Annotated in this window: 19 protein-coding genes; 13 read left to right on the top strand and 6 right to left on the bottom strand. The window is 60.8% G+C overall.

What is annotated here, in order from left to right:
• Nucleotides 1-19: 19 nt before the first annotated feature.
• Nucleotides 20-1,042 (bottom strand): AraC family transcriptional regulator, encoded by a 1,023-nt coding sequence (locus ACZ5SR_RS03475; protein WP_464450188.1) that lies wholly within the window; start codon nt 1,040-1,042, stop codon nt 20-22.
• A gap of 98 nt (nt 1,043-1,140) precedes the next feature.
• Here ACZ5SR_RS03475 and ACZ5SR_RS03480 point away from each other — a divergent pair, with 98 nt between their 5' ends.
• From ACZ5SR_RS03480 to ACZ5SR_RS03525, 10 genes are all read left to right on the top strand, one after another.
• Nucleotides 1,141-2,748 carry a carboxyl transferase domain-containing protein gene (locus ACZ5SR_RS03480; RefSeq protein WP_464450189.1) on the top strand — a complete coding sequence of 536 codons (1,608 nt, stop codon included), beginning with the start codon at nt 1,141-1,143 and terminating at the stop codon, nt 2,746-2,748.
• Between the two features lie 44 nt (nt 2,749-2,792).
• Nucleotides 2,793-3,326, top strand: coding sequence for a DinB family protein (locus ACZ5SR_RS03485; protein ID WP_464450190.1), 534 nt, complete (start codon nt 2,793-2,795; stop codon nt 3,324-3,326).
• Nucleotides 3,323-4,105, top strand: a complete 783-nt coding sequence (locus ACZ5SR_RS03490) for an enoyl-CoA hydratase/isomerase family protein (protein ID WP_464450191.1) — start codon at nt 3,323-3,325, stop codon at nt 4,103-4,105. The genes ACZ5SR_RS03485 and ACZ5SR_RS03490 overlap by 4 nt, the downstream gene beginning before the upstream one ends.
• 5 nt (nt 4,106-4,110) lie before the next feature.
• Entirely contained in the window at nt 4,111-5,235 is a 1,125-nt protein-coding gene (locus ACZ5SR_RS03495) for a dienelactone hydrolase family protein (RefSeq protein WP_464450192.1), read from the top strand.
• A 21-nt stretch (nt 5,236-5,256) separates the two neighbouring features.
• A complete protein-coding gene (locus ACZ5SR_RS03500; RefSeq protein ID WP_464450193.1) occupies nt 5,257-7,266 on the top strand; it encodes an acetyl/propionyl/methylcrotonyl-CoA carboxylase subunit alpha in 2,010 nt (669 codons plus the stop codon).
• Between the two features lie 185 nt (nt 7,267-7,451).
• Nucleotides 7,452-8,372 carry a 2-hydroxyacid dehydrogenase gene (locus ACZ5SR_RS03505; protein ID WP_464450194.1) on the top strand — a complete coding sequence of 307 codons (921 nt, stop codon included), beginning with the start codon at nt 7,452-7,454 and terminating at the stop codon, nt 8,370-8,372.
• A 17-nt stretch (nt 8,373-8,389) separates the two neighbouring features.
• On the top strand, nt 8,390-9,298 hold the full coding sequence (locus ACZ5SR_RS03510; RefSeq protein WP_464450195.1) for a hydroxymethylglutaryl-CoA lyase: 909 nt from the start codon (nt 8,390-8,392) through the stop codon (nt 9,296-9,298).
• Nucleotides 9,299-9,301: 3 nt separating this feature from the next.
• Nucleotides 9,302-9,814, top strand: coding sequence for a YbaK/EbsC family protein (locus ACZ5SR_RS03515; protein WP_464450196.1), 513 nt, complete (start codon nt 9,302-9,304; stop codon nt 9,812-9,814).
• Nucleotides 9,811-10,068, top strand: coding sequence for a DUF1289 domain-containing protein (locus ACZ5SR_RS03520; protein WP_464450197.1), 258 nt, complete (start codon nt 9,811-9,813; stop codon nt 10,066-10,068). The genes ACZ5SR_RS03515 and ACZ5SR_RS03520 overlap by 4 nt, the downstream gene beginning before the upstream one ends.
• Before the next feature lie 30 nt (nt 10,069-10,098).
• Entirely contained in the window at nt 10,099-10,740 is a 642-nt protein-coding gene (locus ACZ5SR_RS03525) for a DsbA family protein (RefSeq protein ID WP_464450198.1), read from the top strand.
• Here the strand turns inward: ACZ5SR_RS03525 and ACZ5SR_RS03530 are convergent.
• Nucleotides 10,737-10,991: a DUF4212 domain-containing protein gene (locus tag ACZ5SR_RS03530; protein WP_464450199.1), complete on the bottom strand. Its 255-nt coding sequence runs from the start codon at nt 10,989-10,991 to the stop codon at nt 10,737-10,739. The two genes, ACZ5SR_RS03525 and ACZ5SR_RS03530, sit on opposite strands and share 4 nt — an antisense overlap.
• Nucleotide 10,992: 1 nt before the next feature.
• Nucleotides 10,993-12,717 (bottom strand): GMC family oxidoreductase, encoded by a 1,725-nt coding sequence (locus tag ACZ5SR_RS03535; RefSeq protein ID WP_464450200.1) that lies wholly within the window; start codon nt 12,715-12,717, stop codon nt 10,993-10,995.
• A 316-nt stretch (nt 12,718-13,033) separates the two neighbouring features.
• On the opposite strand from ACZ5SR_RS03535, the gene ACZ5SR_RS03540 reads away from it, so the two are divergent.
• The 3 genes from ACZ5SR_RS03540 to ACZ5SR_RS03550 all read left to right on the top strand — a co-directional run bounded on the left by ACZ5SR_RS03540 (nt 13,034) and on the right by ACZ5SR_RS03550 (nt 21,618).
• Nucleotides 13,034-14,797, top strand: coding sequence for an MFS transporter (locus tag ACZ5SR_RS03540; RefSeq protein WP_464450201.1), 1,764 nt, complete (start codon nt 13,034-13,036; stop codon nt 14,795-14,797).
• An 88-nt stretch (nt 14,798-14,885) separates the two neighbouring features.
• Nucleotides 14,886-15,083 carry a hypothetical protein gene (locus tag ACZ5SR_RS03545; protein ID WP_464450202.1) on the top strand — a complete coding sequence of 66 codons (198 nt, stop codon included), beginning with the start codon at nt 14,886-14,888 and terminating at the stop codon, nt 15,081-15,083.
• A gap of 136 nt (nt 15,084-15,219) precedes the next feature.
• A complete protein-coding gene (locus ACZ5SR_RS03550; protein WP_464450203.1) occupies nt 15,220-21,618 on the top strand; it encodes an excinuclease ABC subunit UvrA in 6,399 nt (2,132 codons plus the stop codon).
• On the opposite strand, the gene ACZ5SR_RS03555 is transcribed toward ACZ5SR_RS03550, so the two are convergent.
• Genes ACZ5SR_RS03555 through ACZ5SR_RS03565 form a run of 3 tightly spaced genes read right to left on the bottom strand, consistent with a single transcriptional unit; the run spans nt 21,619 to nt 25,309 of the window.
• A complete protein-coding gene (locus ACZ5SR_RS03555) occupies nt 21,619-22,782 on the bottom strand; it encodes a methyltransferase (protein ID WP_464450204.1) in 1,164 nt (387 codons plus the stop codon).
• A gap of 55 nt (nt 22,783-22,837) precedes the next feature.
• Nucleotides 22,838-23,632 carry an HAD-IIB family hydrolase gene (locus ACZ5SR_RS03560; RefSeq protein ID WP_464450205.1) on the bottom strand — a complete coding sequence of 265 codons (795 nt, stop codon included), beginning with the start codon at nt 23,630-23,632 and terminating at the stop codon, nt 22,838-22,840.
• Between the two features lie 48 nt (nt 23,633-23,680).
• Nucleotides 23,681-25,309 carry a peptide chain release factor 3 gene (locus ACZ5SR_RS03565; RefSeq protein ID WP_464450206.1) on the bottom strand — a complete coding sequence of 543 codons (1,629 nt, stop codon included), beginning with the start codon at nt 25,307-25,309 and terminating at the stop codon, nt 23,681-23,683.
• Nucleotides 25,310-25,350 lie beyond the last annotated feature (41 nt).

A 25,350-nucleotide genomic window follows, 5' to 3' on the forward strand; every position in this document is an offset into this window, starting at 1 on the left:
GCTTGGGTTGGGGTTTGGCTTAGCCCTGGCGACTGGTGCGGAACTCGTCGGGCGTCACCCCCGTCCACCCCTTGAACGCCCGCATGAAACTCTTCTCATTGTGAAACCCCACCTCGGCTGCGATTTGTTTGATCGGGCGTGAGGTGCGCAGCAGCAAGTCGGTGGCCAGGTCACGCCGCACGCTGTCCTTGAGTTGCTGCAAGCTGGCGCCTTCTTCTTTGAGTTGCCGGTGCAGTGTGCGGGGTGACAGGTTGAGCCATGCGGCCAGATCGTCGGCATTGCGGCTGTGTTCGGGGTGTTCGGCCAGGGTTTGGCGCACTTTTTCGACCAAAAGGCGGTCGCGCCGGTAAGGTCGCACCGTGAGCAGCAGGGCACGCTGCAACATGCGTTGCAGGGCGGCTTCGTCCCGGCGCACCGGCAGCTGCAGGTAGCCTGCATCAAAGCTCAGCTGGCTGTGCGCGGTGTTGAATTGGCTGGGGACGTCAAACAGCACGCGGTAGCTGTCGATGTGGGGTGGTGGCGCAAAGTGCAATTGCGTCGCAGCCAGCGGAATGCGCGAATCGGTCAGCCAACAGGCCACACCCAGCGCATTGCGCAGCACCGACACGGTGCAGAACTCGCGCAGGTTCTTCAGGTCGTGCTGTTCGTGCAGTTCGATGTGGGCCAACCCGTTCGATGTGCTCAGGTTCAGCCGGATGTCGTCGGTCAGCAGGTTGTGGTGCCGACACCAGCGGGCCAGTGCCACGCCCAGGGTGGGGGCCGTCAGCGAAGCACGCACCAGCATGCCGTAGCTGCCCCAAGGCAGGCGACGGCGAAACCAGCCCAGCGCCTCGTCGTCCAGCTCGCGCATGGCGGCCTCGCTCATCCATTCCATCTGCAAGGCGGTCACGCGGGCTTGCGGCTGCTTCAGCAAGCTTGGCGCAATTTGTGCCTTTTGCAGGGCTTGTTGTGGGTCCATGCCGCGTTGTTCGTAAGCCCGAAGCATTGCTTGAATGAAAGCGATCGGGGTCTCTGCGCGTGAGGGCGGTGTGGGGGTCGACATGTATGGGTATTTTGGCAGGATTTGCAACCCATATGGCCTTTTCATGGCCAAGGCTGCACCTTATGCTGTCGGCTGTACGCGATTCCATTGGAAGCACCATGACCGTTTTGCACTCTCAACTCAACCCCCGCTCGGCCGAATTCGCGGCCAACGCCGCCGCCATGCAGTCTGTGGTGGATGACTTGCGCGCCCACCTGGAGCGCGTGGCCCAAGGCGGTGGAGAAGCCGCCCGCGCCAAGCACACCGCCCGGGGCAAGCTGCTGCCGCGTGACCGTGTGCAGATGCTGCTCGACCCCGGCACGCCTTTCCTCGAAGTCGCTCCGCTGGCCGCACTCAACATGTACAACAACGATGCGCCCAGCTCGGGCGTGATCGTGGGCATTGGCCGCGTGAGCGGTGTGGACTGCATGATCGTCTGCAACGACGCCACGGTGAAGGGCGGCACCTACTACCCCATGACCGTCAAAAAGCATTTGCGTGCGCAAGAAATCGCGCAGCAAAACCGCTTGCCTTGTATTTATTTGGTCGACTCGGGTGGGGCCAACCTGCCCAACCAGGACGAGGTTTTTCCGGACCGTGACCACTTTGGCCGCATCTTCTTTAACCAGGCCAACATGAGTGCGCAAGGCATCGCGCAAATCGCAGTCGTCATGGGCAGCTGCACCGCAGGCGGCGCGTATGTGCCCGCCATGAGTGACGAAACCATCATCGTGAAAAACCAGGGCACCATCTTTTTGGGCGGCCCGCCTTTGGTCAAAGCCGCCACCGGCGAGGTGGTGAGCGCCGAAGATTTGGGCGGTGGCGATGTGCACACGCGCCTGTCGGGCGTGGCCGACCACTTGGCGCAAAACGATGTGCACGCTTTGTCTTTGGCGCGTCAGGCCGTCAAGAATCTGAATGCGCAAAAGGCCCCCAACATTGCCACACACACGCCCGTGCCGCCCAAGTACGAGGCCAAAGAACTGTACGGCGTGATCCCGACCGACACACGCAAGCCCTTTGACGTGCGCGAGATCATCGCCCGCATCGTGGACGGCTCGGAGTTTGACGAATTCAAATCGCGCTTTGGCACCACCTTGATTTGTGGCTTTGCCCGCATCGAAGGCATGCCGGTGGGCATCATCGCCAACAACGGCATCTTGTTCAGCGAGTCGGCCCTCAAGGGCGCGCACTTCATCGAGCTGTGCTGCCAGCGCAAGATCCCGCTGGTGTTTTTGCAGAACATCACCGGCTTCATGGTCGGCCGCAAATATGAAAACGAAGGCATCGCCCGCAATGGCGCGAAGATGGTCACGGCTGTAGCGACGGCCGCTGTGCCCAAGTTCACCATCATCATTGGCGGCAGCTTTGGTGCGGGCAACTACGGCATGTGCGGGCGCGCTTACAGCCCCCGCTTCTTGTGGATGTGGCCCAACGCCCGCATCTCCGTCATGGGCGGTGAGCAAGCGGCCAGCGTGCTGGCCACCGTCAAGCGTGACGGCATCGAGGGCAAGGGCGGCCAATGGAGTGCCGACGAAGAAGCCGCCTTCAAGGCCCCCATCAAAGAGCAGTACGAAGTGCAGGGTCATCCTTATTACGCCACTGCCCGCATTTGGGACGACGGCGTGATCGACCCGGCCGACACGCGCCGGGTGCTGGCGCTGGGCTTGAGTGCCTCGCTGAATGCGCCGATCCCTGAGACGAAATTTGGACTTTTCCGCATGTGATGTGCATGACCATTCAAATTCACACGACTTGAAGGAATGGACACATGGCCACAATGAACACATCGACTTGGCACACCCACTTCAGCGGTCTGGCACGTTACCACGTCTGGGCCACACGCCGCTTGCTCGAAGCGGTCTCACGCGTGTCAGCCGAAGACTACCAACGCGACGTGGGTCTGTTTTTCAAAAGCATCCACGGCACGCTGAACCACATGCTGGTGGCCGAGCACCTGCTTTGGTATGCGCGTTTTGCCAAAGGCACATCGCCGGTGCTGGCGCTGAACACCGAGGTGGAACCCCACCGCGAACGCTTGGCGCAAGCTCTGAACGGCGGCGCGGCGAACTGGTCGCACCTGATGGTCAACTTGCCCGCAGAGCGCTTTGACAGCCAACTGGACTACCAGACCAGCAAGGGCGTGCCCCAGTCCTTGCCCTTTGCAGCCACGCTGGCGCATGTGTTCAACCACGCCACCCACCACCGGGGTCAGATCACGGCGGCGTTGACGGCGATGGGCCATCCCTGTCCTGAGCTGGACATGGTGTATTTCCTCCAAACTGAACAGGCCTCCAAAGCATGAGCCAAGCCCTGAACATGTCCACCCAAAATGGCGTGCACACCATCACGCTCTCGCGCCCCGATGTACGCAACGCCTTCAACGATGAGGTCATCGCCGAGCTGAAAAACGCATTTCTGGCGGTGGCGCAAGACGCATCGGTGCGCTGCGTGGTGTTGGCCGCCGAGGGCCCCGCCTTTTGCGCCGGCGCAGACCTCAACTGGATGCGGCGAATGGCCGACTACACCCGCGAAGAAAACCTGGCCGACGCAGGCGAGTTGGCCGCCATGCTGCGTGCCATTTACGAATGCCCCCAACCCACCATCGCCCGCGTGCAAGGCGACGTGTACGCCGGCGGCATGGGCCTGGTGGCGGCGTGTGACATGGCGGTGAGTTTGGACACGGCCCATTACTGCCTGAGCGAAGTCAAGCTGGGCCTGATCCCGGCGACCATCAGCCCCTATGTGATCCGCGCCATGGGCACGCGTGCGGCGCACCGCTACTTCTTGACGGCCGAGCGCTTTGGTGCGGCCGAGGCGCACCGCATCGGTTTGGTGCACGAGGTGGTGGCCGCCGACGCGCTGGACGCCAAAGTGGCCGAGCTAACCCAAGCGTTGGTGAACGCCAGCCCCCATGCCGTGCGTGCTTGCAAAAAGCTGGTGCAGGACGTGGCCGAGCGCGAGATCAACGACGCACTGATAGCGCAGACGGTGGCGGGCATTGCCGACATCCGCGCCAGCAGCGAAGGCAAGGAGGGCGTGCAGTCCTTCTTGCAAAAACGAAAACCCAATTGGCTGAGGTGATGTTCATGAAATCGAAGACTTGGCTCGGTGTCATAGCGCTTGCGCTGTGGACTTGTTTGGCACAGGCGCAAGAACCGATAGCCGGTTTGGGTGAGTCGATTGTGGCGATCAAGAACAACCGTTTATTTGCCGTGAATTTGGAGACGACGATCTTTAAACCAGAGGGAGAAGGCCCTTTTCCTGTGGTGATCATCAATCATGGGAAAAGCTTTGGAAATAACCGTCTGCAGGGACGTGAGCGGGCGATTTTTGTGACTCGGCAATTTCTCCAAAGGGGTTACGCCGTCATATTGCCCATGCGCCAGGGGTTCTCCAAATCAGGAGGCGCGGCTGTCGGAGAAGGTTGCAACATAGCGGGCAATGGCGAAGCGCAAGCGGACGACATCCATGCGGTGATGAAGTGGGTGGTGCAGCAGCCATGGGCGGACGCTCAGAGGATGATCATGTTGGGCCAATCCCATGGCGGTTTGACCACGCTCGCTTACGCGCAAGACCCGCATTCAGGCATCAAATTTGTTGTCAATTTTGCAGGCGGGCTGAAGTACACCCAAGGTTGCCAGTGGGAATTGGCATTGAAAGATGCGTTCAATGCCTATGGCAAAAAGGCGAAGGTTGACTCGCTATGGTTTTACGGTGCCAATGACAGCTTTTTCCCGCCCGAAGTCATCAAGCCTGCGCATCAAGCCTATGTTGAAGCGGGTGGCAAGGCTGAGCTGAATGCCTTTGGTGCCTTTGGTTCAGATGCGCATGGCATGTTTGCGAGCCCTGACGGACTGTCCATTTGGTGGCCCAGTGTTGAAGCCAAACTACTGCAGCACGGTATGCCGACTGCGTTGATTTTTCCTCAGTACGGCACAGTTGGAAAAACACCGAAGCCAGAGGCAACGCAATGGGCTGATCTAAAAGAGATTGATCGAATCCCGCACTTGAAAGATGGCGGGCGAAAAGGCTATGGGGCGTTTCTCGCTAGACCCTTTCCCAGAGCTTTCGCCTTGTCAAGTTCGGGTGCTTGGGGCTGGGCCAATGGTGGAGATGACCCTCTTGCCAGCGCGTTGAGCAATTGCCAAAAAAATGCCAAAACCCCTTGTCTGCTGTATGCGGTGGATGAGCACGTGGTGTGGAAACCTTAAACGAGCTGAGAAAGACTTCAAATGTTCCAAAAAATTCTGATCGCCAACCGTGGCGAAATCGCCTGCCGCGTTGCCGCCACTGCCCGCCGTATGGGCATCCAGACGGTGGCTGTTTACTCAGACGCGGATGCCGGGGCCAAGCATGTGCAGGCCTGCGACGAAGCCGTGCATGTGGGCGGCAGCGCCCCCAAAGACAGCTACCTGCGCTGGGAGCGGATTCTGGAGGCCGCCAAGGCCACGGGCGCCGAGGCCGTGCACCCCGGTTATGGTTTTCTGAGCGAAAACGAAGACTTCGCCAAAGCCTGCGCCGCTGCGGGTTTGGTGTTCATCGGCCCGCCCGCCTCGGCGATTTTGGCCATGGGCCTCAAAGCCGAATCCAAGCGCTTGATGGAGCAAGCCGGTGTGCCGCTGGTGCCTGGTTACCACGGTGCTGACCAAGACCCGGCGCTGTTGCAAGCCGAGGCCGACCGCATCGGTTACCCCGCGCTCATCAAAGCCAGCGCAGGCGGTGGTGGCAAGGGCATGCGCGTGGTTGAAAAGTCAGAAGACTTTGCAGCTGCGCTGGCCAGTTGCCAACGCGAAGCCATCAACAGCTTTGGCAGCGATGCGGTGCTGATCGAAAAGTACGTGCAGCGTCCACGCCACATCGAGATCCAAGTCTTTGGCGACACCCACGGCAACTGCGTGTATTTGTTCGAACGCGACTGCTCGGTGCAACGCCGCCATCAAAAAGTGTTGGAAGAAGCGCCGGCTCCCGGCATGACCGAAGCCCTGCGTGCACAAATGGGCGCAGCGGCTGTGGCTGCGGCCAAGGCTGTGAACTACGTGGGCGCGGGCACGGTGGAATTCATCGTCGAGCAAACCGCTTATGACCAACCTGAATCCATGCGCTTTTTCTTCATGGAAATGAACACGCGCTTGCAGGTGGAGCACCCCGTCACCGAGGCCATCACCGGCCTGGACCTGGTCGAGTGGCAATTGCGTGTGGCCAGCGGCGAGCTGCTGCCCTTGCGCCAGGATCAGCTGCGCATTCAGGGCCATGCGATTGAGGCGCGCATCTGCGCCGAGAACCCCGACAACAACTTCTTGCCTGCCACGGGCACCTTGCAGGTTTACCGCAAGCCGCAAGCCGCAAGCTTTGAAAGAAGCACGGTACGCATCGATGATGGCGTGCGCGAAGGCGACACCATCAGCCCGTTTTACGACTCGATGGTGGCCAAGCTCATCGTGCATGGCGACACCCGCGAGCAGGCGCTGGCGCGCCTGGACACCGCGCTGGCGCAAACCCACATCGTGGGCCTGAACACCAATGTGCAGTTCTTGCGTCATGTGGTGCGAAGCGAGGCCTTTGCCACGGCCAAGCTCGACACCGCGCTCATCCAGCGCGAAGCCGCCGTCTTGTTCAAGCAAGACAAGGTGGGTTTGCCCGCCGCTGTGGCGGCCGTGGTGGCGCACAGCTTGCAGGCCGACAAGGCTTTGCAGGGTGCAGACCCGTTCAGCCGCCGCGATGGCTGGCAGTCACACGGGGTGGCGCAGCGCCGCTTTGAGTTTGTTTGGCAAGACCAGCCCCGCTCGGCCCGCCTGAGCTATTTGCACGACGGTGCTCTGAGCCTCTCGCTGGAAGGCGAAGAAGCTGTGTCGGGCACATTGAACTTTGCCCCCGATGGCGCAGGCCTGTGGGTGCAGTGGGGCGGTGCGCGTTGCTTCAGTCAGATCGACTGGCAAGGCGAGACCGCGCACATTTTCACGCCTCAGGGCGCGACCCGCATCACCGTGCTCGACCCATTGGCGCATGCCGGTGAAGCTGCGCAAGAGGGCGGACGTCTGACGGCTCCGATGCCGGGCAAGGTCGTGTCCTTTGCCGTCAAGGCGGGCGACAAGGTCAAAGCGGGGCAGGCCCTTGCGGTGATGGAAGCCATGAAGATGGAGCACACCATCAGCGCGCCCAAAGATGGCACCGTGGCCGAGTTGCTCTACGCCCCGGGAGACCAGGTCGCCGACGGGGCAGAGCTGCTCAAGCTGGCGGTGTGAGGCGTTTGCAGCTGAGGCGTGCTCAGACGCTTGTGGGCGGCTGCCCCTGCGGCCGAATACCTGCTCAGTCTGGGTGCGCATTCGCGAGCAGGGCTCGCTCCCACAAAAGGCAACTGACGGGCTTGAGCAGGAAGTCCTTGCCCTTGGTGACACCTCGGTCAGGCGCTTGCTGACAAAATAGCCCTATGAAGCTCACTGTTTGTTTCTCTGGCCTCTCGGCGGACCCTTGGGTACAGGGCCTGCAACAAGCCCTTCCACTGGCCAATGTGTCGGCCTGGGCCCCTGGTGCGCCGCCCGCAGACCACGCCATCGTCTGGGCGCCGCCCCAGCAGTTCATCGACCAGCAGCCGGGTCTGCAAACCCTGTTCAACATCGGCGCAGGGGTCGACGCTTTGCTCCAGTTGAAACTGCCGCCCGCCCTCAAGGTGGTGCGTCTGGACGACGCCGGTATGTCGGTGCAAATGGCCGAATACGTGTGCCATGCGGTAATCCGGCATTTTCGCGAATTCGACGTCTACGACGCCGACACGCAAGCGGGCAAATGGTCCTACCGCAAACCCCGCAGCCGGGCCGACTTTGCGGTGGGCGTGATGGGCTTGGGTGTATTGGGTGAGCGTGTGGCCAAAGCGCTGCAGGTGTTTGACTTTCCCGTCAACGGCTTCAGCCGCAGCCCCAAAGACCTGCCGGGCATCCGCTGCTTCAGCGGCGCGCAGGCTTTGCCTGGTTTTCTGGCCGCCACGCGCGTGCTGGTGAATTTGATGCCACTCACCCCTGAGACGGAAAATATCCTCAACCATGCCAATTTGTCGCTGCTGCAACAAGGCGGCTACGTCATCAACGTGGCCCGCGGCAAGCACCTGGTCGAAGAAGACCTGATCACCCTGATCGACAGCGGCCACTTGTCTGGGGCCACGCTCGACGTGTTCCGCACCGAGCCACTGCCTGTTGATCACCCATTTTGGCGTCACCCGAAAATCACCGTGACGCCGCACACATCGGCCCGCACCCTGCGCGAGGAAAGCATCGCGCAGATCGTTGGCAAAATCCAAGCTTTGCAGCGTGGCCAAGCGATCAATGGCGTTGTGGATTCGCAGCGCGGCTATTGAACAGAAAGAGAAACCTTATGTCTATGCCTTCCCGAGTTCAAATCATCGACGTCGGCCCCCGCGACGGCTTGCAAAATGAAAAGCAGCCTGTGCCCGCCGCGGTCAAGATTGAATTGGTGCACCGCCTTCAGGCCGCAGGCTTGACCGAAATCGAGGTCACCAGTTTCGTCAGCCCCAAGTGGGTGCCGCAGATGGCCGATAACGCCGAAGTGATGGCGGGCATTCAGCGAAAACCGGGTGTGCTTTATTCGGTTCTCACGCCCAATATGGTGGGGTACCAAGCGGCGGTGGCGTCACGCCCAGATGAAATCGTGGTGTTCGCAGCCGCCAGCCAGGCCTTCAGTCAGAAGAACATCAATTGCTCCATCGAAGAAAGCATCGAGCGTTTTGCACCCGTGGTGCAGGCTGCGCTGGCTGCAGGCATTGCCGTGCGCGGAGCCATGAGTTGCGCCGTGGGTTGCCCTTATGAGGGGGATGTGTCTCCCAAGAGTGTGACCCATTTGGCAGGCTTGATGAAGCAGATTGGCGTGCAGCGCGTGGACATGGCCGACACCATTGGCACCGGCACACCGCTCAAGGTGCAGCGCGCCATCGAGGCCACCCTTAAGCATTTCGACATCGACCGCATCTGTGGCCACTTCCACGACACCTATGGTCAGGCTTTGGCCAACACCTTGGCCGCATTGCAAATGGGCGTGTGGAATTTCCAGTCTTCGGTGGCAGGACTGGGGGGCTGCCCCTATGCCAAAGGCGCAACGGGCAATGTGGCGACCGAAGACGTGGTCTACATGCTGCACGGCATGGGCATCACCACAGGCATTGACCTTGACAAACTGGTCGATGCCGGCGCGTTCATCAGCGACTTTTTGGGCCGCAAGCCTAACTCCAATGTGGCCAAGGCCATCCTCAACAAGCGGGCAGGTTGAGTGATGTGTGGCGCCGAACTTCATGCCATGCCTGAAGGCGTGCAACGTGTGGCCAAGGTTTTGCAAGCTGCCCACCACCCCCACACACCGCTCATGCTCGACGGTGCAGCGCGCACCGCACAAGAGGCTGCCGACGGCCTAGGTGTGTTGCTGGGTCAGATCGCCAAGAGCGTGATCTTCAAGCGCAAGGAAGACGGGGTGGCCGTGCTGGTGGTCACATCGGGCGATCGGCGTGTAGACGAAAAGAAAGTCTCGGCATTGGTGGGCAAGGTCGGGCGAGCCGATGCCGATTTTGTGAAGGCGCAAACAGGTTTCAGCATTGGCGGCGTCTCACCTGTGGCGCACTTGAACCCGCCTGTCACCTTGCTCGACCAGGACCTGTGGCGTTTTGAGGTGGTTTGGGCCGCAGCAGGGCATCCGCATGGGGTGTTTCAGTTGCAGCCAGAAGACCTCAAGCGCCTGACCGATGCGCCTGTGGTGGATGTTGTTCAAGCCATGTCAGAGGCCTCCGCATGAGCGCGCATTACTGGAAAAAACTCAGTGAACGTGCTGCCCAAGTATTGGCAGAGCCAGTGCCGCCTGCGCCCAACTCGGTGCCATCGCCTTGCGTCTCGCTGTGCCTGATGCACCCCAGCGCAGGCTGGTGTGATGGCTGCTTGCGCACGCTGCCCGAAATCGGCGGCTGGAGCCGGGCCAGCGATGAAGAAAAGCGTGAGGTGTGGGCGCAAATTCCTCAGCGATTGCTCCAGCGACAGGCGATGGAGCGCTGAGCGCTTTGTCTGCCGAGATGGCACCAGACCATGAAAACCATTCACTTTTATTTCGATTTCATTTCCCCCTACGCTTGGCTCGGTTTTGATGCGTTCCCCCGTGCTTTGGAGGGCATCAGCCACCGCGTGGTGCACAAACCAGTGCTGTTTGCCGCCATGCTCAAGCACCACGGCCAGCTGGGACCGGCAGAAATCCCCGCCAAGCGCGATTGGACGTACCGGCAGGTGTTGTGGTTGGCGCGTCAGCAGGGCACGCCCTTGCAGCTGCCCGCCATGCACCCTTTCAACCCGCTGGGCTTGTTGCGACTGGCCACCGCGTGTGATGCCGATGGCGAACCCAGCCGTTATGTGTGCGAGAAAATTTTCCGCCACGTTTGGTGCACCGGGTTGGATGCCGCCGATCCCGAGCGCCTGTCGACCCTGACAGCCGAGCTGGCACCGGCGCAAGACCCCGGCAGTGCGCAGGTCAAGCAGACTTTGCAAACGCACAGTCAAGAGGCGATTGAGCAGGGTGTGTTTGGTGTGCCCAGCTGGGTGGTCGATGGCCGTGTGTTCTGGGGGCAAGATGCGCTGCCCATGCTGCGGGCCTATCTGCAAGGCGATCCCTGGTTTGACGGCCCCGATTGGCAAGCCCCTGACCAGTGCGCAGTCGGGATCAAACGCGCCGGTTAAGTTGGGGTTTTGTCTTCAGACGACTTTGCCTCATCTGCTTCCCAGCGGTTCACCAGCCAAGCGTACAAGGTCACAATCGCCAAAAACACCAGCAGCGATCCTTGTGCACTGAGCCAAAAGTGAAGGGGCCATCCCCACAAGGTGAACGACAAGTCGTGGGCAAAAAAGGGCAATACAAAGTTCATGCAGCCCCAGATGCCCAAAAGCACCGTGGTCAAAACCCGTTTGCGAAAGCGTAGTCGGGATGACATGTCAATGGGTGATGCGTTGCGCGGCATCTTCCGCAATCCATTGCGCCGCTTTTTCTGCAATCATGAGCGTCGGGCTGTTGGTGTTGCCGCTGGTGATGGTCGGCATCACGCCCGCATCCACCACACGCAAACCCGCAATGCCGCGGACCTGCAGTCGCCCATTGACCACAGCCATCGGATCGTCGTCTCGCCCCATGCGGGTGGTGCCCACCGGGTGGAAGATGGTGCTGGCAATGTCCCCGGCCAGTTTGGCCAGTTCTTCATCGGTTTGGTACTGAATGCCGGGTTTGAATTCTTCGGGTGCAAAAGGTTTCATCGCGTCTTGCGCCATGATGCGGCGCGTCACGCGCAGGCTGTCGGCGGCAACTTTGCGGTCTTCTGCGGTGGCCAGGTAATTCGGCGCAATGGCGGGAGCGTCTTCGAACCGCGGACTGGTGATATTCACGGTGCCTCGGCTGGTCGGGTTCAAGTTGCACACACTGGCCGTGATGGCCGGAAAGCTGTGCAGCGGCTCACCAAACGCGTCCAAACTCAGCGGCTGAACGTGGTATTCCAAGTTCGCGTGCGGCTGCGATGGATCGCTCTTGGTGAAAGCGCCCAACTGGCTGGGCGCCATGCTCATGGGGCCCGAGCGTTTGAAGGCGTATTCCAGGCCAATCATGGCCTTGCCTACCAAGCTGTTGGCCAGGGTGTTCAGGGTTTTGGCGCCTTTGACCTTGTAGACCGATCGGATCTGCAAATGGTCTTGCAGGTTGGCGCCCACGCCGGGCAAGTCATGCTGCACTTCAACGCCTTTGTCCTGAAGCAAGGCCGCTGGGCCAATGCCCGAGAGCTGCAAAATTTGCGCAGACCCGATGCTGCCGGCACTCAAAATCAGCTCTTGTGTGGCTTTGACCTCGACCATCTCCAAGCCCGTCCACACCTGTGCCCCGGTGCAGCGCTTTTCGCCGTTGGCTTGGGTTTCGATGATCAGTTTGGACACTTGCGCTTTGTTCCACAGCTCAAAGTTGGGTCGCGAATAGCAGGTGGGGCGCAAGAAGGCCTTGGCCGTGTTCCAACGCCAGCCGCTGCGCTGGTTCACGTCAAAGTAAGCCACGCCTTCGTTGTTGCCCCGGTTGAAGTCGTCGGTGGCCGGAATGCCCGCTTGCTGCGCGGCTTGTGAAAACGCATCCAGCACGTCCCAGCGCAGGCGTTGCTTTTCGATGCGCCATTCGCCGCCGGTGTTGCGACCGCGCAGCGTGTGCAGGTAACTGCCTTTGGGCAAGTCCTTGGGGGCCAGCAATTCAGATTTGGACCCTTTGGCACCGTGGAATTCGTTGGCACCGTTGTAGTGGTCTTCGTGCAGCTTGAAGTAGGGCAGCGCCTGGTCCCAGCGCCATGCGTCGTTGCCTGTCATCTGCGCCCACTGGTCGTAGTCGCGCGACTGGCCGCGCATGTAAATCATGCCGTTGATGCTGGAGCAACCGCCCAGCACTTTGCCACGCGGGTAGCGCAGGCTGCGCCCGTTCAGGCCCTCAGTGGCCTCGGTTTGGTAAAGCCAATCGGTGCGTGGGTTGCCAATGCAATACAGGTAGCCCACCGGGATGTGGATCCAGTGGTAGTCGTCTTTTTTACCGGCTTCGATCAGCAGCACGCGCTTGCTGGCATCGGCACTCAGGCGGTTGGCCAAGAGGCACCCTGCGGTGCCTCCGCCCACGATGATGTAGTCAAAGGTGTTGTCGTTCATGGATCGATGTGTATGAGCTGCAAGGTTCAAGGCAAGGGTGCTGAGCGTCCGACTGTAATGGATCTGGCCATGGTTTTAGGTGGAGATAAAACATGGGCTTGAATGCTTTCAGCCCCCATGGTTTGGGGCATCGGCATTAAAAAATTTCAAGGGATTACCCTTGGTAAAGGGTAATTTGTCGCCATGTGAAATAAATACCAAGGGTTTACGATTGGTCTGTAAGTATTTGTTGGTTGCCTGTCAGACAAGGGCAAGTGCGAGCCCTAAGAATCGCGCCAAGTTTCCCTTTCGGAGACTCTTTTTTGGAGACAGCTTTATGGCTACAACTGAAGCAAACCGCCCGATGACGGCGGAAGAGAAGAAGGTGATTTTTGCCTCTTCTCTGGGTACCGTTTTTGAATGGTATGACTTTTACCTGTACGGCTCGTTGGCCGCGATCATTGCCAAGCAATTCTTCAGCGGCTTGGACGAAGGCTCTGCTTTCATCTTCGCGCTGTTGGCGTTTGCTGCTGGTTTCATCGTGCGTCCTTTTGGCGCGATCTTCTTCGGCCGCTTGGGCGACATGATCGGCCGCAAGTACACCTTCTTGGTCACCATCCTGATCATGGGTGTGTCGACTTTCATCGTGGGCATCTTGCCCAACTACGCCAGCATTGGCGTGGCCGCTCCCGTCATCCTGATCTGCCTGCGCTTGCTGCAAGGCTTGGCTTTGGGTGGTGAGTACGGTGGTGCCGCCACGTATGTGGCCGAGCACGCACCAAAGGGCCAGCGTGGTGCTTACACCGCCTGGATCCAGACCACAGCGACTTTGGGCTTGTTCCTCTCGCTGATGGTGATTCTGGGCACTCGTACCATCATCGGCGAAGAAGCTTTCGCTGATTGGGGCTGGCGCGTTCCGTTCCTGGTCTCGGTGATCATGCTGATCATCTCGGTGTACATCCGTTTGAGCATGAACGAATCGCCTGCTTTCGTGAAAATGAAAGCCGAAGGCAAGACCTCCAAAGCACCTCTGTCCGAATCTTTCGGCCAGTGGAAAAACCTGAAGATCGTGATCTTGGCCTTGTTCGGGCTGGTCATGGGTCAGGCTGTGGTTTGGTATTCCGGTCAGTTCTACGCTTTGTTCTTCTTGACACAAGCTTTGAAAGTGGACGGCGCGACCGCCAACATCATGGTCGCGATCTCCTTGATCATCGGCACACCGTTCTTCGTGATCTTCGGCACGCTGTCGGACAAAATCGGTCGTAAACCACTGATCTTGGCGGGCTGCTTGTTGGCTGTTGTCACTTACTTCCCTGTGTTTAAGGCTTTGACCAAAGCTGCCAACCCTGACCTGTACGCTGCTCAGCAGTCGGCTCAGGTGACAGTGACTGCGGATCCGGCCGAGTGCTCGTTCCAGTTCAACCCCACAGGTACCAAGAAGTTCACTTCTTCTTGCGACATTGCTAAACAGCGTTTGGCTGGTGCTTCCGTGTCCTACGAAAACGTTGCAGCGCCTGCTGGCACCCCTGCAGTGATCAAAGTGGGCGAGACCGTGGTGAACGTCAAGTACTCCGCTGAAGACATCGCTGCTGCCAAGGCCAAGGCCGAGGAAAAGCTGGCTGCTCTGAATGCTGCAGAACCCAAAGACGCCAAGGCCATCGAAGCTGCCACCAAGTCTGTCAAAGACCTGAGCAACGAGAAGACCGCTGGTGCTACTTTGTTGGGTACCAACCTGAGCGCAGCCTTGAAAGCCGCTGGCTATCCTGCCAAAGCCGACATGGCCAAGTTCGACAAAGTCACCGTCATCATCATCCTCACTTACTTGGTGTTGTTGGTGACCATGGTGTACGGCCCGATCGCCGCCATGCTGGTTGAGATGTTCCCCACTCGCATCCGTTACACATCCATGTCCTTGCCTTACCACATCGGTAACGGCTGGTTCGGTGGTTTGATGCCCACAACCGCTTTCGCGATCGTGGCCCAGACCGGTAACATGTACAACGGCTTGTGGTACCCCATCATCATCGCCGGTGTGACCGTCGTGATCGGTGGCCTGTTCGTCAAAGAAACCAAAGACAACGACATCTACGCAGACGACTGATCTGTTTTGTAAGCAACCCGGGGGGACTCGGGTGCTACATTCTGGGCCTTCCCTCTGTGGAGGGCCTTCTTTATTTTGGAGATGAATGATGTGGAAACTCGTTGTGGGATTCGTGCTCTTTGCTGCCCTGGCTTTGTATGTCATCAGCAAAGGCGGTGACAGCCTGGACATGAGCGGTGAAAAGCATGGCGCTGACGCCGTGCATGTGGAACCCGCCAAGGCCGATGCCTCTGCGCCTGCTGCCCCCGCTGCCGCACCGGCTTCAGACGCCAGCGCAGCCAAGTAAGCGCACCTGCATCCCAGAGCTTAGGGCTCTGGTGATCGCCCCAAAGCCACGCAGCCGCGTGGCTTTTCTTTTGGGCCGCAGAAATGTCACAGCCTGCGCCCTAGAATGTTTGGCCTCCACCCGAAAAAGCCAGCTCATGTCCCAAGGTCTCATCCGCATCCGTGGTGCCCGTCAGCACAACCTCAAAAACATCGACCTCGACATCCGCACCGGTGAACTCACGGTGGTCACCGGCCCCAGTGGCTCGGGCAAGTCGAGCCTGGTGTTTGACACGCTGTACGCCGAAGGCCAGCGTCGTTATGTCGAGACCTTCAGCGCCTACGCTCGCCAGTTTTTGGACCGCATGGACAAACCAGCGGTGGACAAGGTTGAAGGCGTGCCACCGGCCATTGCCATTGACCAGACCAACCCGGTGCGCAGCTCGCGCTCCACCGTGGGCACCATGACCGAGCTGAACGACCACCTCAAGCTCTTGTTTGCCCGTCTGGGGCAGCTGTTCGACAAAGACACCGCCCAGTCGGTGCGCCATGACAACCCCGACACGATTTACGCCGAGCTGGCGCAGCGTGCCGCGCAGGCGGGTGACCCGCGCCTGTACCTGACCTTCCCGGTCGAGCTGCCCGCTAACACCAGCGCCGAGCAGGTTGAGCAATGGTTGTCGGCCAGCGGCTTCACCAAGGTGCAGGCCGAGCGCGAAGTGGCCACCCCCACCGGCCCGCGCAAAGTGCTGGATGTGATCGCTGACCGCTTTCGCATCGGCACCGCCGAAAAAGCCCGCGTGGTCGAAGCCATCGAAATCGCCCTCAAACGCGGCGGTCGCCTGAATGTGTATGTAGATAAATTGGGGTCAGATCCCAATTTCTCTTCTTCCTCTGAGCCCGCCTTCGACCTCTGGCGCTTTTCCACAGGCCTGCATTGCCCCGACAGCGACCAACGCTACACCGACCCGATCCCGTCGATGTTCTCGTTCAACTCGGCTGTGGGCGCGTGCGAGACCTGCCGGGGTTTTGGTCGGGTCATCGGGGTCGATTACGGCCTGGTCATTCCCAACCCGAAGCTCACCCTGCGGGCCGGGGCCATCAAGACGCTTCAAACCCCCGCATGGCAAGAAAACCAGGACGACCTGATGCGCCACGCTGAGGCCGCAGGCATTCCGCGCGACACGGCTTGGGACAAACTGACACAAGCGCAACAAGATTGGGTGATCAACGGTTCGCCCGAGTGGAAGGGCCGTTGGAACCACCAGTGGTACGGGGTGAAACGCTTTTTTGAGTACCTGGAGAGCAAGGCTTACAAGATGCACATCCGGGTGCTTTTGTCCAAGTACCGCAGTTACACCGAATGCCCGACGTGCCAAGGGGCCCGTTTGAAGACCGAGAGTTTGCTGTGGCGCATTGGCAGCCACTCGGATGCCGATGGGGTCTTGCCGGTTGAAAAGCGTTTCATGCCCGCAGGTGTGAAGTGGACACGCGCGCAGTTGGAGGCGCTGCCGGGTCTGAGCTTGCACGACATGATGATCATGCCGCTCGATCGTTTGCGTTTGTTCTTTGATCGGGTGTCTGCGTCGGGTCAAGCGACCTTGGTTCAGGCTCCGGCCGGGGATGGGCTGGGCTCCTCATACGGCGGGGGTACGCCAAAATCGTCGCCCAGCCCATCCCCGGCCGAAGCCATGGGGGCGGGTGCACAAGCAGAAGCGCAGGCACAGGCAGCGACAGAGTTGTCGCTAGACGATCGATCGACCACAAGGTCTGCGTCAGAGCGGGGGGCGGGCGACGATTTTGGCGTACCCCCGCCTCATGAGGAGCCCGCCCCCCGCTCTGATGCAGACCGCCTCTCCGAAGAAACCACGAAGGCAAAAAACCAAGGCCCAAGCGCCGAACAAAAAGCCCTGCAACTGCTGTTGGAAGAAATCACCACCCGCCTCAAATACCTGTGCGACGTGGGCATTGGCTACCTCACACTCGACCGCCAAAGCCGCACGCTCAGCGGCGGTGAAGTGCAGCGCATCAACCTCACCACCGCCTTGGGCACCAGCCTGGTCAACACCCTGTTTGTGCTCGACGAGCCCAGCATTGGCCTGCATCCGCGTGACATGCACCGCATCACCTTGGCCATGCACCGCCTGCGTGACGCGGGCAACACGCTGGTCGTGGTCGAGCACGACCCGGCAGTCATGATGGCCGCCGACCGCATGATCGACATGGGGCCTGGCCCCGGTGAGCGCGGCGGGCAGATCGTGTTTGACGGCACGACCGCCGACCTGCGCAATGCCGACACGCTCACCGGCGCTTATCTGGGTGGCCGCAAACAAGTCGGCTTGGGCTTCAAGCGCATGGTCTCTGACAGCACGCCGCGTTTGATTTTGGAAGGTGCCCGCGAGCACAACTTGCAAAATATCAGCGTGGACTTTCCGCTGCAACGCCTGGTCACCATCACCGGCGTCAGCGGCTCGGGCAAGTCGAGCCTGATTCAAGACGTGCTGGCCCCAGCGCTGATGCGCCACTTTGGCAAAGCCACCGAAACCCCCGGCGCACACGACCGCCTGTTGGGCGCTGACCACCTGAGCGATGTGGTGTTTGTGGACCAATCGCCCATCGGCAAAACCGCCCGATCCAACCCGGTGAGTTATGTGGGCGCGTGGGACGCGATCCGCGAGATTTTTGCCACTGCGCCACTCTCGCGCCAGCGCGGCTACACCGCCAGCAAGTTCAGCTTCAACGGTGGCGATGGCCGCTGCCCCACTTGCGGCGGCTCGGGTTTTGAGCACGTCGAGATGCAGTTCTTGAGCGATGTGTATCTGCGTTGCCCCGACTGCGATGGCAAACGCTACCGCCCCGAGATTTTGGAGATCACTATCGAGCGCCAGGCCATCGGCGGCGCGGTGCGCCACCTCAACGTGGCCGACATTCTGCAGCTCACCGTGAGCGAGGCTGCGGCTTTGTTTGCGCAAGACCGCGAAGTCATACGGGCCCTGCAGCCGATTGTGGATGTGGGTCTGGAATACGTGCGCCTGGGCCAGCCCGTGCCCACGCTGTCGGGCGGCGAGGCGCAGCGCCTCAAGCTCGCAGGCTTTTTGGCCGAAGCGGCCAAGAGCGCGTCCAAAAGCCGCCAAAGTTTGGCGCGCAAGGGCACGCTGTTCTTGTTTGACGAACCGACCACCGGCCTGCACTTTGACGACATCGCCAAGCTCATGCGCGCTTTGCGCAAGCTGCTGGAAGCCGGCCATTCGCTCATCGTCATCGAGCACAACCTGGACGTGATCCGTGCCAGCGATTGGCTGATCGATTTGGGGCCAGAGGGTGGGTATGCGGGGGGCTTGATCGTGGCGGAGGGCACACCTGAAGATGTGCGTCAACACGCGACATCGCACACGGGCTTGGCTCTGCGCGAATATGCCGAGTCCATGGGTGAGGTGTTTGGGGTGGCTGAGCGTTCGAATGTCTATGGGGGCGAGGCTGCGGTGTCAGCGGGTTCTTCATACGGCGGGGGTACGCCAAAATCGTCACCCTCTGACACCGCAGCCTCGCTGGCGCTTGCTCGGGGTCGCGAGGCTGCAGGGTCAACGGCAATGCCTGCCAAACGCGCGCCTGTGCTCAACAACAATATCCAGATCGTCAACGCCAAAGAGCACAACCTCAAAAACCTGAGCGTGGACATTCCACGCGGCAAGTTCAACGTGGTCACCGGCGTCAGCGGTTCGGGCAAGTCCACGCTGGCGTTTGACATCCTGTTCAACGAAGGCCAGCGCCGTTATCTGGAAAGTCTGAACGCCTATGCCCGTGCCATCGTGCAGCCTGCAGGTCGCCCCGAGGTCGATGCGGTGTATGGCATTCCGCCCACCGTGGCCATTGAGCAGCGCCTGTCACGCGGCGGCCGCAAATCCACCGTGGGCACGACCACCGAGGTTTGGCATTTCTTGCGCCTGCTGTACGTCAAGCTGGGCATCCAACACTGCGTGCACGACAACACGCCTGTGCAACCGCAAACGCCCGACAGCATCATCGCGCAGTTGATGACGCAGTTTCGGGGCCAGCACATCGGCTTGTTGGCACCGCTGGTGGTCAACCGCAAGGGCGTGTACACCGAGTTGGCCGACTGGGCGCGTCCGCGTGGCTACACGCACTTGCGTGTGGATGGGGACTTTTTGCCCACACAAAGTTTCCCGCGCATCGACCGCTTCAAGGAACACAACATCGAGCTGCCCGTGGCCAGCCTGGATGTGTTGCCGAGCAACGAAACCGCGCTGCGCGAGGCGCTGAGCAAAACGCTGGAGCACGGCAAAGGCGTGGTGCATGTGCTGAGCGATTTGGACGGCTTGCGCGAAGCCATGTTCAGCGGCGAGTCCACCGCCCGCATCGGCCAGCACCGGGTGTTCTCCACGCTGCGCGCATGCCCGGCGTGTTCCACCTCGTATGCGGAACTCGATCCGCGTTTGTTCTCGTACAACAGCAAACACGGCTGGTGCCCCGACTGCGTGGGCACGGGTGTCAAGTTGAGCAAGGACGAGCGCAAAGTATTTGATGACTCGGTGCAAGACGACAAGGACAAAGGCCGCGAGAAAACCTTTGCGGAACCCGAGATCGAAGACTTGGCCAACGTGGCCTGCCCCAGCTGCGAAGGCACGCGCCTGAACGCCACGGCGCGTGCCGTGCGCTTGGGCTCAGCACCTGGCCAGGGCTGGCGCATCACCGACATCGCCAGCTTGTCGGTGAGCGACGTGCGCCATTGGGTGCAAAAGCTCCACCTCACCGGCCGTGACGCCGACATCGCCCGTGACCTGGTGCCCGAGATCCAAAGCCGCTTGGAGTTTTTGGAAGAAGTGGGCTTGGGTTACCTCACGCTCGACCGGGGTGCGCCCACGCTCTCGGGCGGCGAGGCGCAGCGCATTCGCCTGGCCGCGCAACTGGGCAGCAACCTGCAAGGCGTGTGCTACGTGCTGGACGAACCCACCATTGGTTTGCATGCGCGTGATAACCAGATTTTGCTCAATGCTTTGCAAAGCCTGAGCGACAAGGGCAACACGCTGGTGGTGGTGGAACACGACGAAGACACCATTCGCCGCGCCGACCACATCATTGACATTGGCCCGAGCGCCGGCAAACGTGGAGGTCGATTGGTGGCCGAGGGCTCGGTTGCTGACATCACGGCTTCAGCCGATTCACAAACTGGGCGCTATTTGCTGCATGCGATGAAGCATCCGATGCAGTCGCGAAGGTTGGTGGATGCTTCTGCGCGGGGCAATGCCGTGGGCTCCTCATACGGCGGGGGTACGCCAAAATCGTCACCCACGCCATTGCCCCATGCAGAAGCAGCGGAGGCGGTGGGTGCGAGGGATAAATTGGGGTCAGATCCCGATTCTTTGCAAACCGCGAACGCCACAGCCGTCGACACCGCGACCGCATCCGCCAAAGTCAAGGGCAAAAAGAAAACCGCTCAGCCCGCCTTGCCGGATGTACCCGAAGTGCTCACACCCCAGTGGCTCACACTCACCGGCGCCAACTTGCACAACCTGCGCCAAGTCGATGTGCAAGTGCCTCTCAAACGTTTGGTGGCCGTCACCGGCGTCAGTGGCTCCGGCAAGTCCACCTTGGCCCGTGATGTGCTGCTGGCCAATGTGCAGGCGCTCGTCAGCCAGCGCTCCACCTTCGCAGGCCGCACCGCGCAAGACGCTGGCCAACGCGTGGCTTTGAGCGCGTGCAGCGATGTGCAAGGCTTTGAAACCATCGACCGCGTGCTCGAAGTCGATCAAACGCCGATTGGCAAAACACCGCGTTCTTGCCCCGCCACGTACATCGGCTTTTGGGACACGATCCGCAAACTGTTTGCCGAAACCTTGGAAGCCAAAGCCCGTGGTTATGCCGCCGGGCGCTTCAGCTTCAACACCGGCGAAGGCCGTTGCCCGAGCTGCGAGGGCCAAGGCATGCGCACCATCGAGATGAGTTTTTTACCTGACGTGAAAGTGCATTGCGAGACCTGCCGAGGCGCACGATTCAACCCAGAGACGCTGGCGGTGACTTGGCGCGGCAAGAGCATTGGTGATGTGCTGCAAATGGAGGTGGATGAAGCGGTGGACTTCTTCGCCAGCATGCCCAGCATCGCGCACCCGCTGCAACTGCTCAAAGACGTCGGCCTGGGTTACCTCACGCTCGGCCAGCCTTCACCCACGCTCAGCGGCGGCGAGGCGCAGCGCATCAAGCTCGTGACCGAGCTGACCAAAGTGCGCGACGAGGTGGGCAAGCGCGGCAACAAAGCGCCGCACACCTTGTATGTGCTGGACGAGCCCACTGTGGGCCTGCACATGGCCGACGTGGACAAGCTCATCAGTGTGTTGCACCGCTTGGTCAACGCCGGTCACAGCGTGATCGTGATCGAGCACGACCTGGACGTGATCGCCGAAGCCGACTGGGTCATCGACCTCGGGCCAGAAGGCGGCAACGCGGGAGGGCGCATTGTGGCGGCCATGACGCCAGAGGCCCTGGTACTTTTGGGTACGCACACCGGTGTGGCGCTGGGGCCTGTGCTGGCGCGGGTCTGATCAGCCAGCCACCACCAAACGCCAAAGCGATGTGACTTCTGCCGACCGCGCTGCATGCAGCGGGTCGGTGGTGTCTTGGGCTTTGGCGTGCACGGGTTTCACATCCATGCGGCCTGCCACCTCCAGGCCCGCATCCGCGATCCAGCCCAGCAGGGCTTCGCGTGTGCGCAAGCCCAAGTGTTCGGCCAGGTCAGACAAGATCAGCCAGCCTTCGCCGCCTGCGCACAGGTGCGCGGGCAACCCAGTCAAGAAGCCTTTGAGCATTTGGCTGCCTTCGTCGTACACCGCTTGCTCCAGCAGTGTGGTCGGGCGTGCGGGCAACCAGGGGGGGTTGCAGACCACCACAGCCGCTTGGCCTTGTGGGAACAAATGCGTGTGCTGCAAGGTCACTTGGTTTTGCAGACCCAAGCGCTGCAGGTTGTCCAGGGCGCAAGCCAAAGCGCGTTCGGACATGTCGGTGCCGACCACATGGGTCGCGCCGCGACGCGCCATCACGGCGGTCAACACGCCTGTGCCCACGCCGATGTCAAAAGCCACTGGATTGGCACGAAATGCTTCGGGCAAGGGCGCATTGGCCACCAACTCGACATATTCGCCACGCACGGGCGAGAACACGCCGTAGTGCGGATAAACGCGCAAGGCTTCGCCCATGGCGGGCACTTCGACACCGTTTTTGCGCCATTCAAACGAACCAATGACCCCTTGCAAACTGCGCAGCGAAATCACCGACGGTTGGCCGTCTGCTGGGCCAAAGGCTTGCATGCAGGCCGCTTTGGCATCGGGCGCACGGCGCAGGTCAATGCCGTAGTCGCCATTGAGTTCAATCAAGACCTGGCTCAGAATGCGCGTGCGCTGGGCTTGCGCTTGGCGGTGGGTGTGAAAGGCTGCACCGGCGATCACGGGGGCATCCGGGTCTTGTTTTTTGGTGCGAACCTTTTTCGGTTTGTCGATGCGCCGTGTCAGCGCTTGCAGCATTTGCCGCGCGTTCTGAAAGTCGCTGCGCCACAGCAAGCCGGTGCCCGCGCAGGCCAGGCGGTAGGCCGTGTCGGCGGTCATGGTGTCGTCGGCCAGCACCACGGTTTTGGGCAGCACTTGGTCAGAGCGCCACAGGGCAGAGCGTGGGGTGTCTTTTTCAGACCAAGTCAAAAAGGTGGGGGCGTTCATGCGCGTGTCCAGTCAGAGTTTGTGTGTGTCGCGCAGGTGGCCGCGAAGGGGTTTGTCATGCGCGGCAGTTGATGTCTGTCAGCAGATGCCGCGCCAATTCGGCAAAGCCTGCGCCGCGTTCAGCAGACGAGATGTAACGTGGCGGGTGTGTGAGTTGTGCTTCAAAGCGCCGGATGTTGGCCACCCCCACGCTGTGTGCAAAGTGCTCAAACATCACCTGGTCGTTGGTGGAGTCTCCCACATAAACCCATCGGTCCATTTCGGCGTCCAGATCGCGCCCATACAACTCACGCACGATCCAGCGGGCCCCTGTGAGTTTGCTGTGCTCGCCAAACCAGCCGTTGATGTGGATGCTGCTCACGGTGGCGGTCATGCCTTCGGCCTGCATGAGGCGCACCACCTCGTCGATGGCCGACTGCGGCAGATGGGTGAATTCGCTGTGGTCGATGGCGATGTCGGTCTCGCGGCCTGAACTGTCTTGCGAGCGCTGCGCACCGGGCACGGTTTGCTCGATGTGCGCCAGCACCTGCTGCATGCGGGCGAAGTTGGCACTGCGGGTGGCTGTGGCTTGCTGGTAGAACTTGCGCAGGCCATGAGCAGTGGTGTGTTGCAGGCCCACCGCGCCGTTTTCGGCGACGATGGCGTCCACTGGCCAGCTGGCGGCAAACGGCTCACTCCAGCCCACAGGCCTGCCGGTGATCGGCACCACATGCAGGCCTGTTGCCTTCAGATCGGCCAAGGCTTGCAAGGCATCGGGCGTGATGGCCCCGTCGGTCGTCAGCGTGTCGTCGATGTCGGTGAAGACGCCGATGATGAGGCGTGGAACCTGCCAGCTGGAGAGGGGGCGCATCGGTTGGAATGTGTTCGTTTTAATTGGGATCTGACCCCAATTAAAGCGTCAACCTGCCGAGCCCAACGCCAGGCCCGCGTGCTCGCGCAGCGGGTGGAAGTGGATCTTCGGAAAACGTTCTTGCGCCAAGCGCACGTCGTAAGGGCTGGTGCACAAATAGGCCAGCGTGCCTGCCGCATCCAGCGACATGCGCTGCGGGTAGGCGTTGGTGAACTCGCGCAACTCGGCCGGGGTGTCGGCGGTGATCCAGCGGGCGCCTGTGTATTGGCAGCCTTCCAGGCGCACGTCGCAGTCGTATTCGGCTTTGAGGCGGTGTTGCACCACTTCAAACTGCAGCTGGCCCACCGCTCCCAGCAGCATGGGGCCGCCGATTTCGGGTTTGAAGACTTGAATCGCGCCTTCTTCACCCAATTGGTCGAGGCCGGTTTGCAGTTGCTTGGTGCGCAGCGGGTTCTTCAGGATCACGGTCATGAAGAGTTCGGGCGCAAAGAAGGGCAGGCCGGTGAACTGCAAATTCGCGCCATCGGTGATGGTGTCGCCCAGCTGCACGCCGCCGTGGGTGGTGAAGCCAATGATGTCACCCGCGAAAGCCTCTTCCACGGCTTCGCGGCGCTGGCTCATGAAGGTGACCACGCTGGTCGGTCGAAGCTCTTTGCCGGTGCGCTGCACCTTGAGCTTCATGCCGGGGGTGTATTTGCCCGAGGCCATGCGCACAAAGGCGATGCGGTCGCGGTGGTTGGCGTCCATGTTGGCTTGCACCTTGAACACCACACCCGAAAACGCGCTGTCTTCGGGTTGGATTTCTTTGACCACGGGCTGCTTATTGACCAGCAAGTTGCTGGTGCGGGGCCGGGGTGCGGGGGCCAGATCGACCAGGGCGTCGAGCACTTCCATCACACCGAAGTTGTTCACGCCGGAGCCGAAGAACACGGGGGTTTGCTTGCCCGCCAAGAAGGCCGCTTCGTCAAACGCAGGCGACGCGCCGGTGGCCAGCTCCATGCTGTCCATGGCGGTTTGCCATTCCAGGCCAAAGCGCTCAGCCAGTTGGGCTTGCTCGGTCAGTGGGATGGTTTCGAAGTCTTGCGGCAGGCGTTCAGAGCCAGAGTCGAACACCGTCATGGCCTGCGTGCGCAGGTTGATGATGCCGCCAAAAGATTTGCCCTGACCGACAGGCCAGGTCATGGGCACGCAGGGCATGCCCAGCTCGCGCTCAACCTCATCAAGAATATCGAGCGGGTCGCGCACTTCGCGGTCCATCTTGTTCACAAAGGTGATGATGGGCGTGTCGCGCTGACGGCACACTTCAATCAAGCGGCGGGTTTGTGCTTCCACACCGTTGGCCGCGTCAATCACCATCAGTGCCGAGTCCACGGCAGTCAGCACGCGGTAGGTGTCTTCCGAGAAGTCTTTGTGGCCGGGGGTGTCGAGCAGGTTGATGACGTGCTCGCGGTACAGCATCTGCATGACCGACGAAGCCACCGAGATGCCGCGCTGCTTTTCGATTTCCATCCAGTCCGATGTGGCGTGGCGCGAAGCCTTGCGGGCCTTGACCGAACCGGCGATCTGGATCGCACCCGAGAACAGCAAGAGCTTTTCGGTCAGCGTGGTTTTACCCGCGTCAGGGTGGGAAATGATGGCAAAAGTCCGGCGGCGCCGGGTTTCGTGGGCGTAGGTCACAAGGAGTCCTGAAGTCGAGCGGGTGGCCAATCAGCCCCCGT

This window comes from Limnohabitans sp. TEGF002 (assembly GCF_055395845.1).

What these genes read in the sequence shown, in the direction of transcription:
- ACZ5SR_RS03525 (WP_464450198.1), top strand. Translation starts at nt 10,099, where the DNA reads ATGAAAACCATTCACTTTTATTTCGATTTCATTTCCCCCTACGCTTGG.
- ACZ5SR_RS03515 (WP_464450196.1), top strand. Translation starts at nt 9,302, where the DNA reads ATGTGTGGCGCCGAACTTCATGCCATGCCTGAAGGCGTGCAACGTGTG.
- ACZ5SR_RS03495 (WP_464450192.1), top strand. Translation starts at nt 4,111, where the DNA reads ATGAAATCGAAGACTTGGCTCGGTGTCATAGCGCTTGCGCTGTGGACT.
- ACZ5SR_RS03490 (WP_464450191.1), top strand. Translation starts at nt 3,323, where the DNA reads ATGAGCCAAGCCCTGAACATGTCCACCCAAAATGGCGTGCACACCATC.
- ACZ5SR_RS03540 (WP_464450201.1), top strand. Translation starts at nt 13,034, where the DNA reads ATGGCTACAACTGAAGCAAACCGCCCGATGACGGCGGAAGAGAAGAAG.
- ACZ5SR_RS03510 (WP_464450195.1), top strand. Translation starts at nt 8,390, where the DNA reads ATGTCTATGCCTTCCCGAGTTCAAATCATCGACGTCGGCCCCCGCGAC.
- ACZ5SR_RS03530 (WP_464450199.1), bottom strand. Translation starts at nt 10,991, where the DNA reads ATGTCATCCCGACTACGCTTTCGCAAACGGGTTTTGACCACGGTGCTT.
- ACZ5SR_RS03500 (WP_464450193.1), top strand. Translation starts at nt 5,257, where the DNA reads ATGTTCCAAAAAATTCTGATCGCCAACCGTGGCGAAATCGCCTGCCGC.
- ACZ5SR_RS03520 (WP_464450197.1), top strand. Translation starts at nt 9,811, where the DNA reads ATGAGCGCGCATTACTGGAAAAAACTCAGTGAACGTGCTGCCCAAGTA.
- ACZ5SR_RS03505 (WP_464450194.1), top strand. Translation starts at nt 7,452, where the DNA reads ATGAAGCTCACTGTTTGTTTCTCTGGCCTCTCGGCGGACCCTTGGGTA.
- ACZ5SR_RS03545 (WP_464450202.1), top strand. Translation starts at nt 14,886, where the DNA reads ATGTGGAAACTCGTTGTGGGATTCGTGCTCTTTGCTGCCCTGGCTTTG.
- ACZ5SR_RS03555 (WP_464450204.1), bottom strand. Translation starts at nt 22,782, where the DNA reads ATGAACGCCCCCACCTTTTTGACTTGGTCTGAAAAAGACACCCCACGC.
- ACZ5SR_RS03480 (WP_464450189.1), top strand. Translation starts at nt 1,141, where the DNA reads ATGACCGTTTTGCACTCTCAACTCAACCCCCGCTCGGCCGAATTCGCG.
- ACZ5SR_RS03550 (WP_464450203.1), top strand. Translation starts at nt 15,220, where the DNA reads ATGTCCCAAGGTCTCATCCGCATCCGTGGTGCCCGTCAGCACAACCTC.
- ACZ5SR_RS03560 (WP_464450205.1), bottom strand. Translation starts at nt 23,632, where the DNA reads ATGCGCCCCCTCTCCAGCTGGCAGGTTCCACGCCTCATCATCGGCGTC.
- ACZ5SR_RS03535 (WP_464450200.1), bottom strand. Translation starts at nt 12,717, where the DNA reads ATGAACGACAACACCTTTGACTACATCATCGTGGGCGGAGGCACCGCA.
- ACZ5SR_RS03485 (WP_464450190.1), top strand. Translation starts at nt 2,793, where the DNA reads ATGGCCACAATGAACACATCGACTTGGCACACCCACTTCAGCGGTCTG.
- ACZ5SR_RS03475 (WP_464450188.1), bottom strand. Translation starts at nt 1,042, where the DNA reads ATGTCGACCCCCACACCGCCCTCACGCGCAGAGACCCCGATCGCTTTC.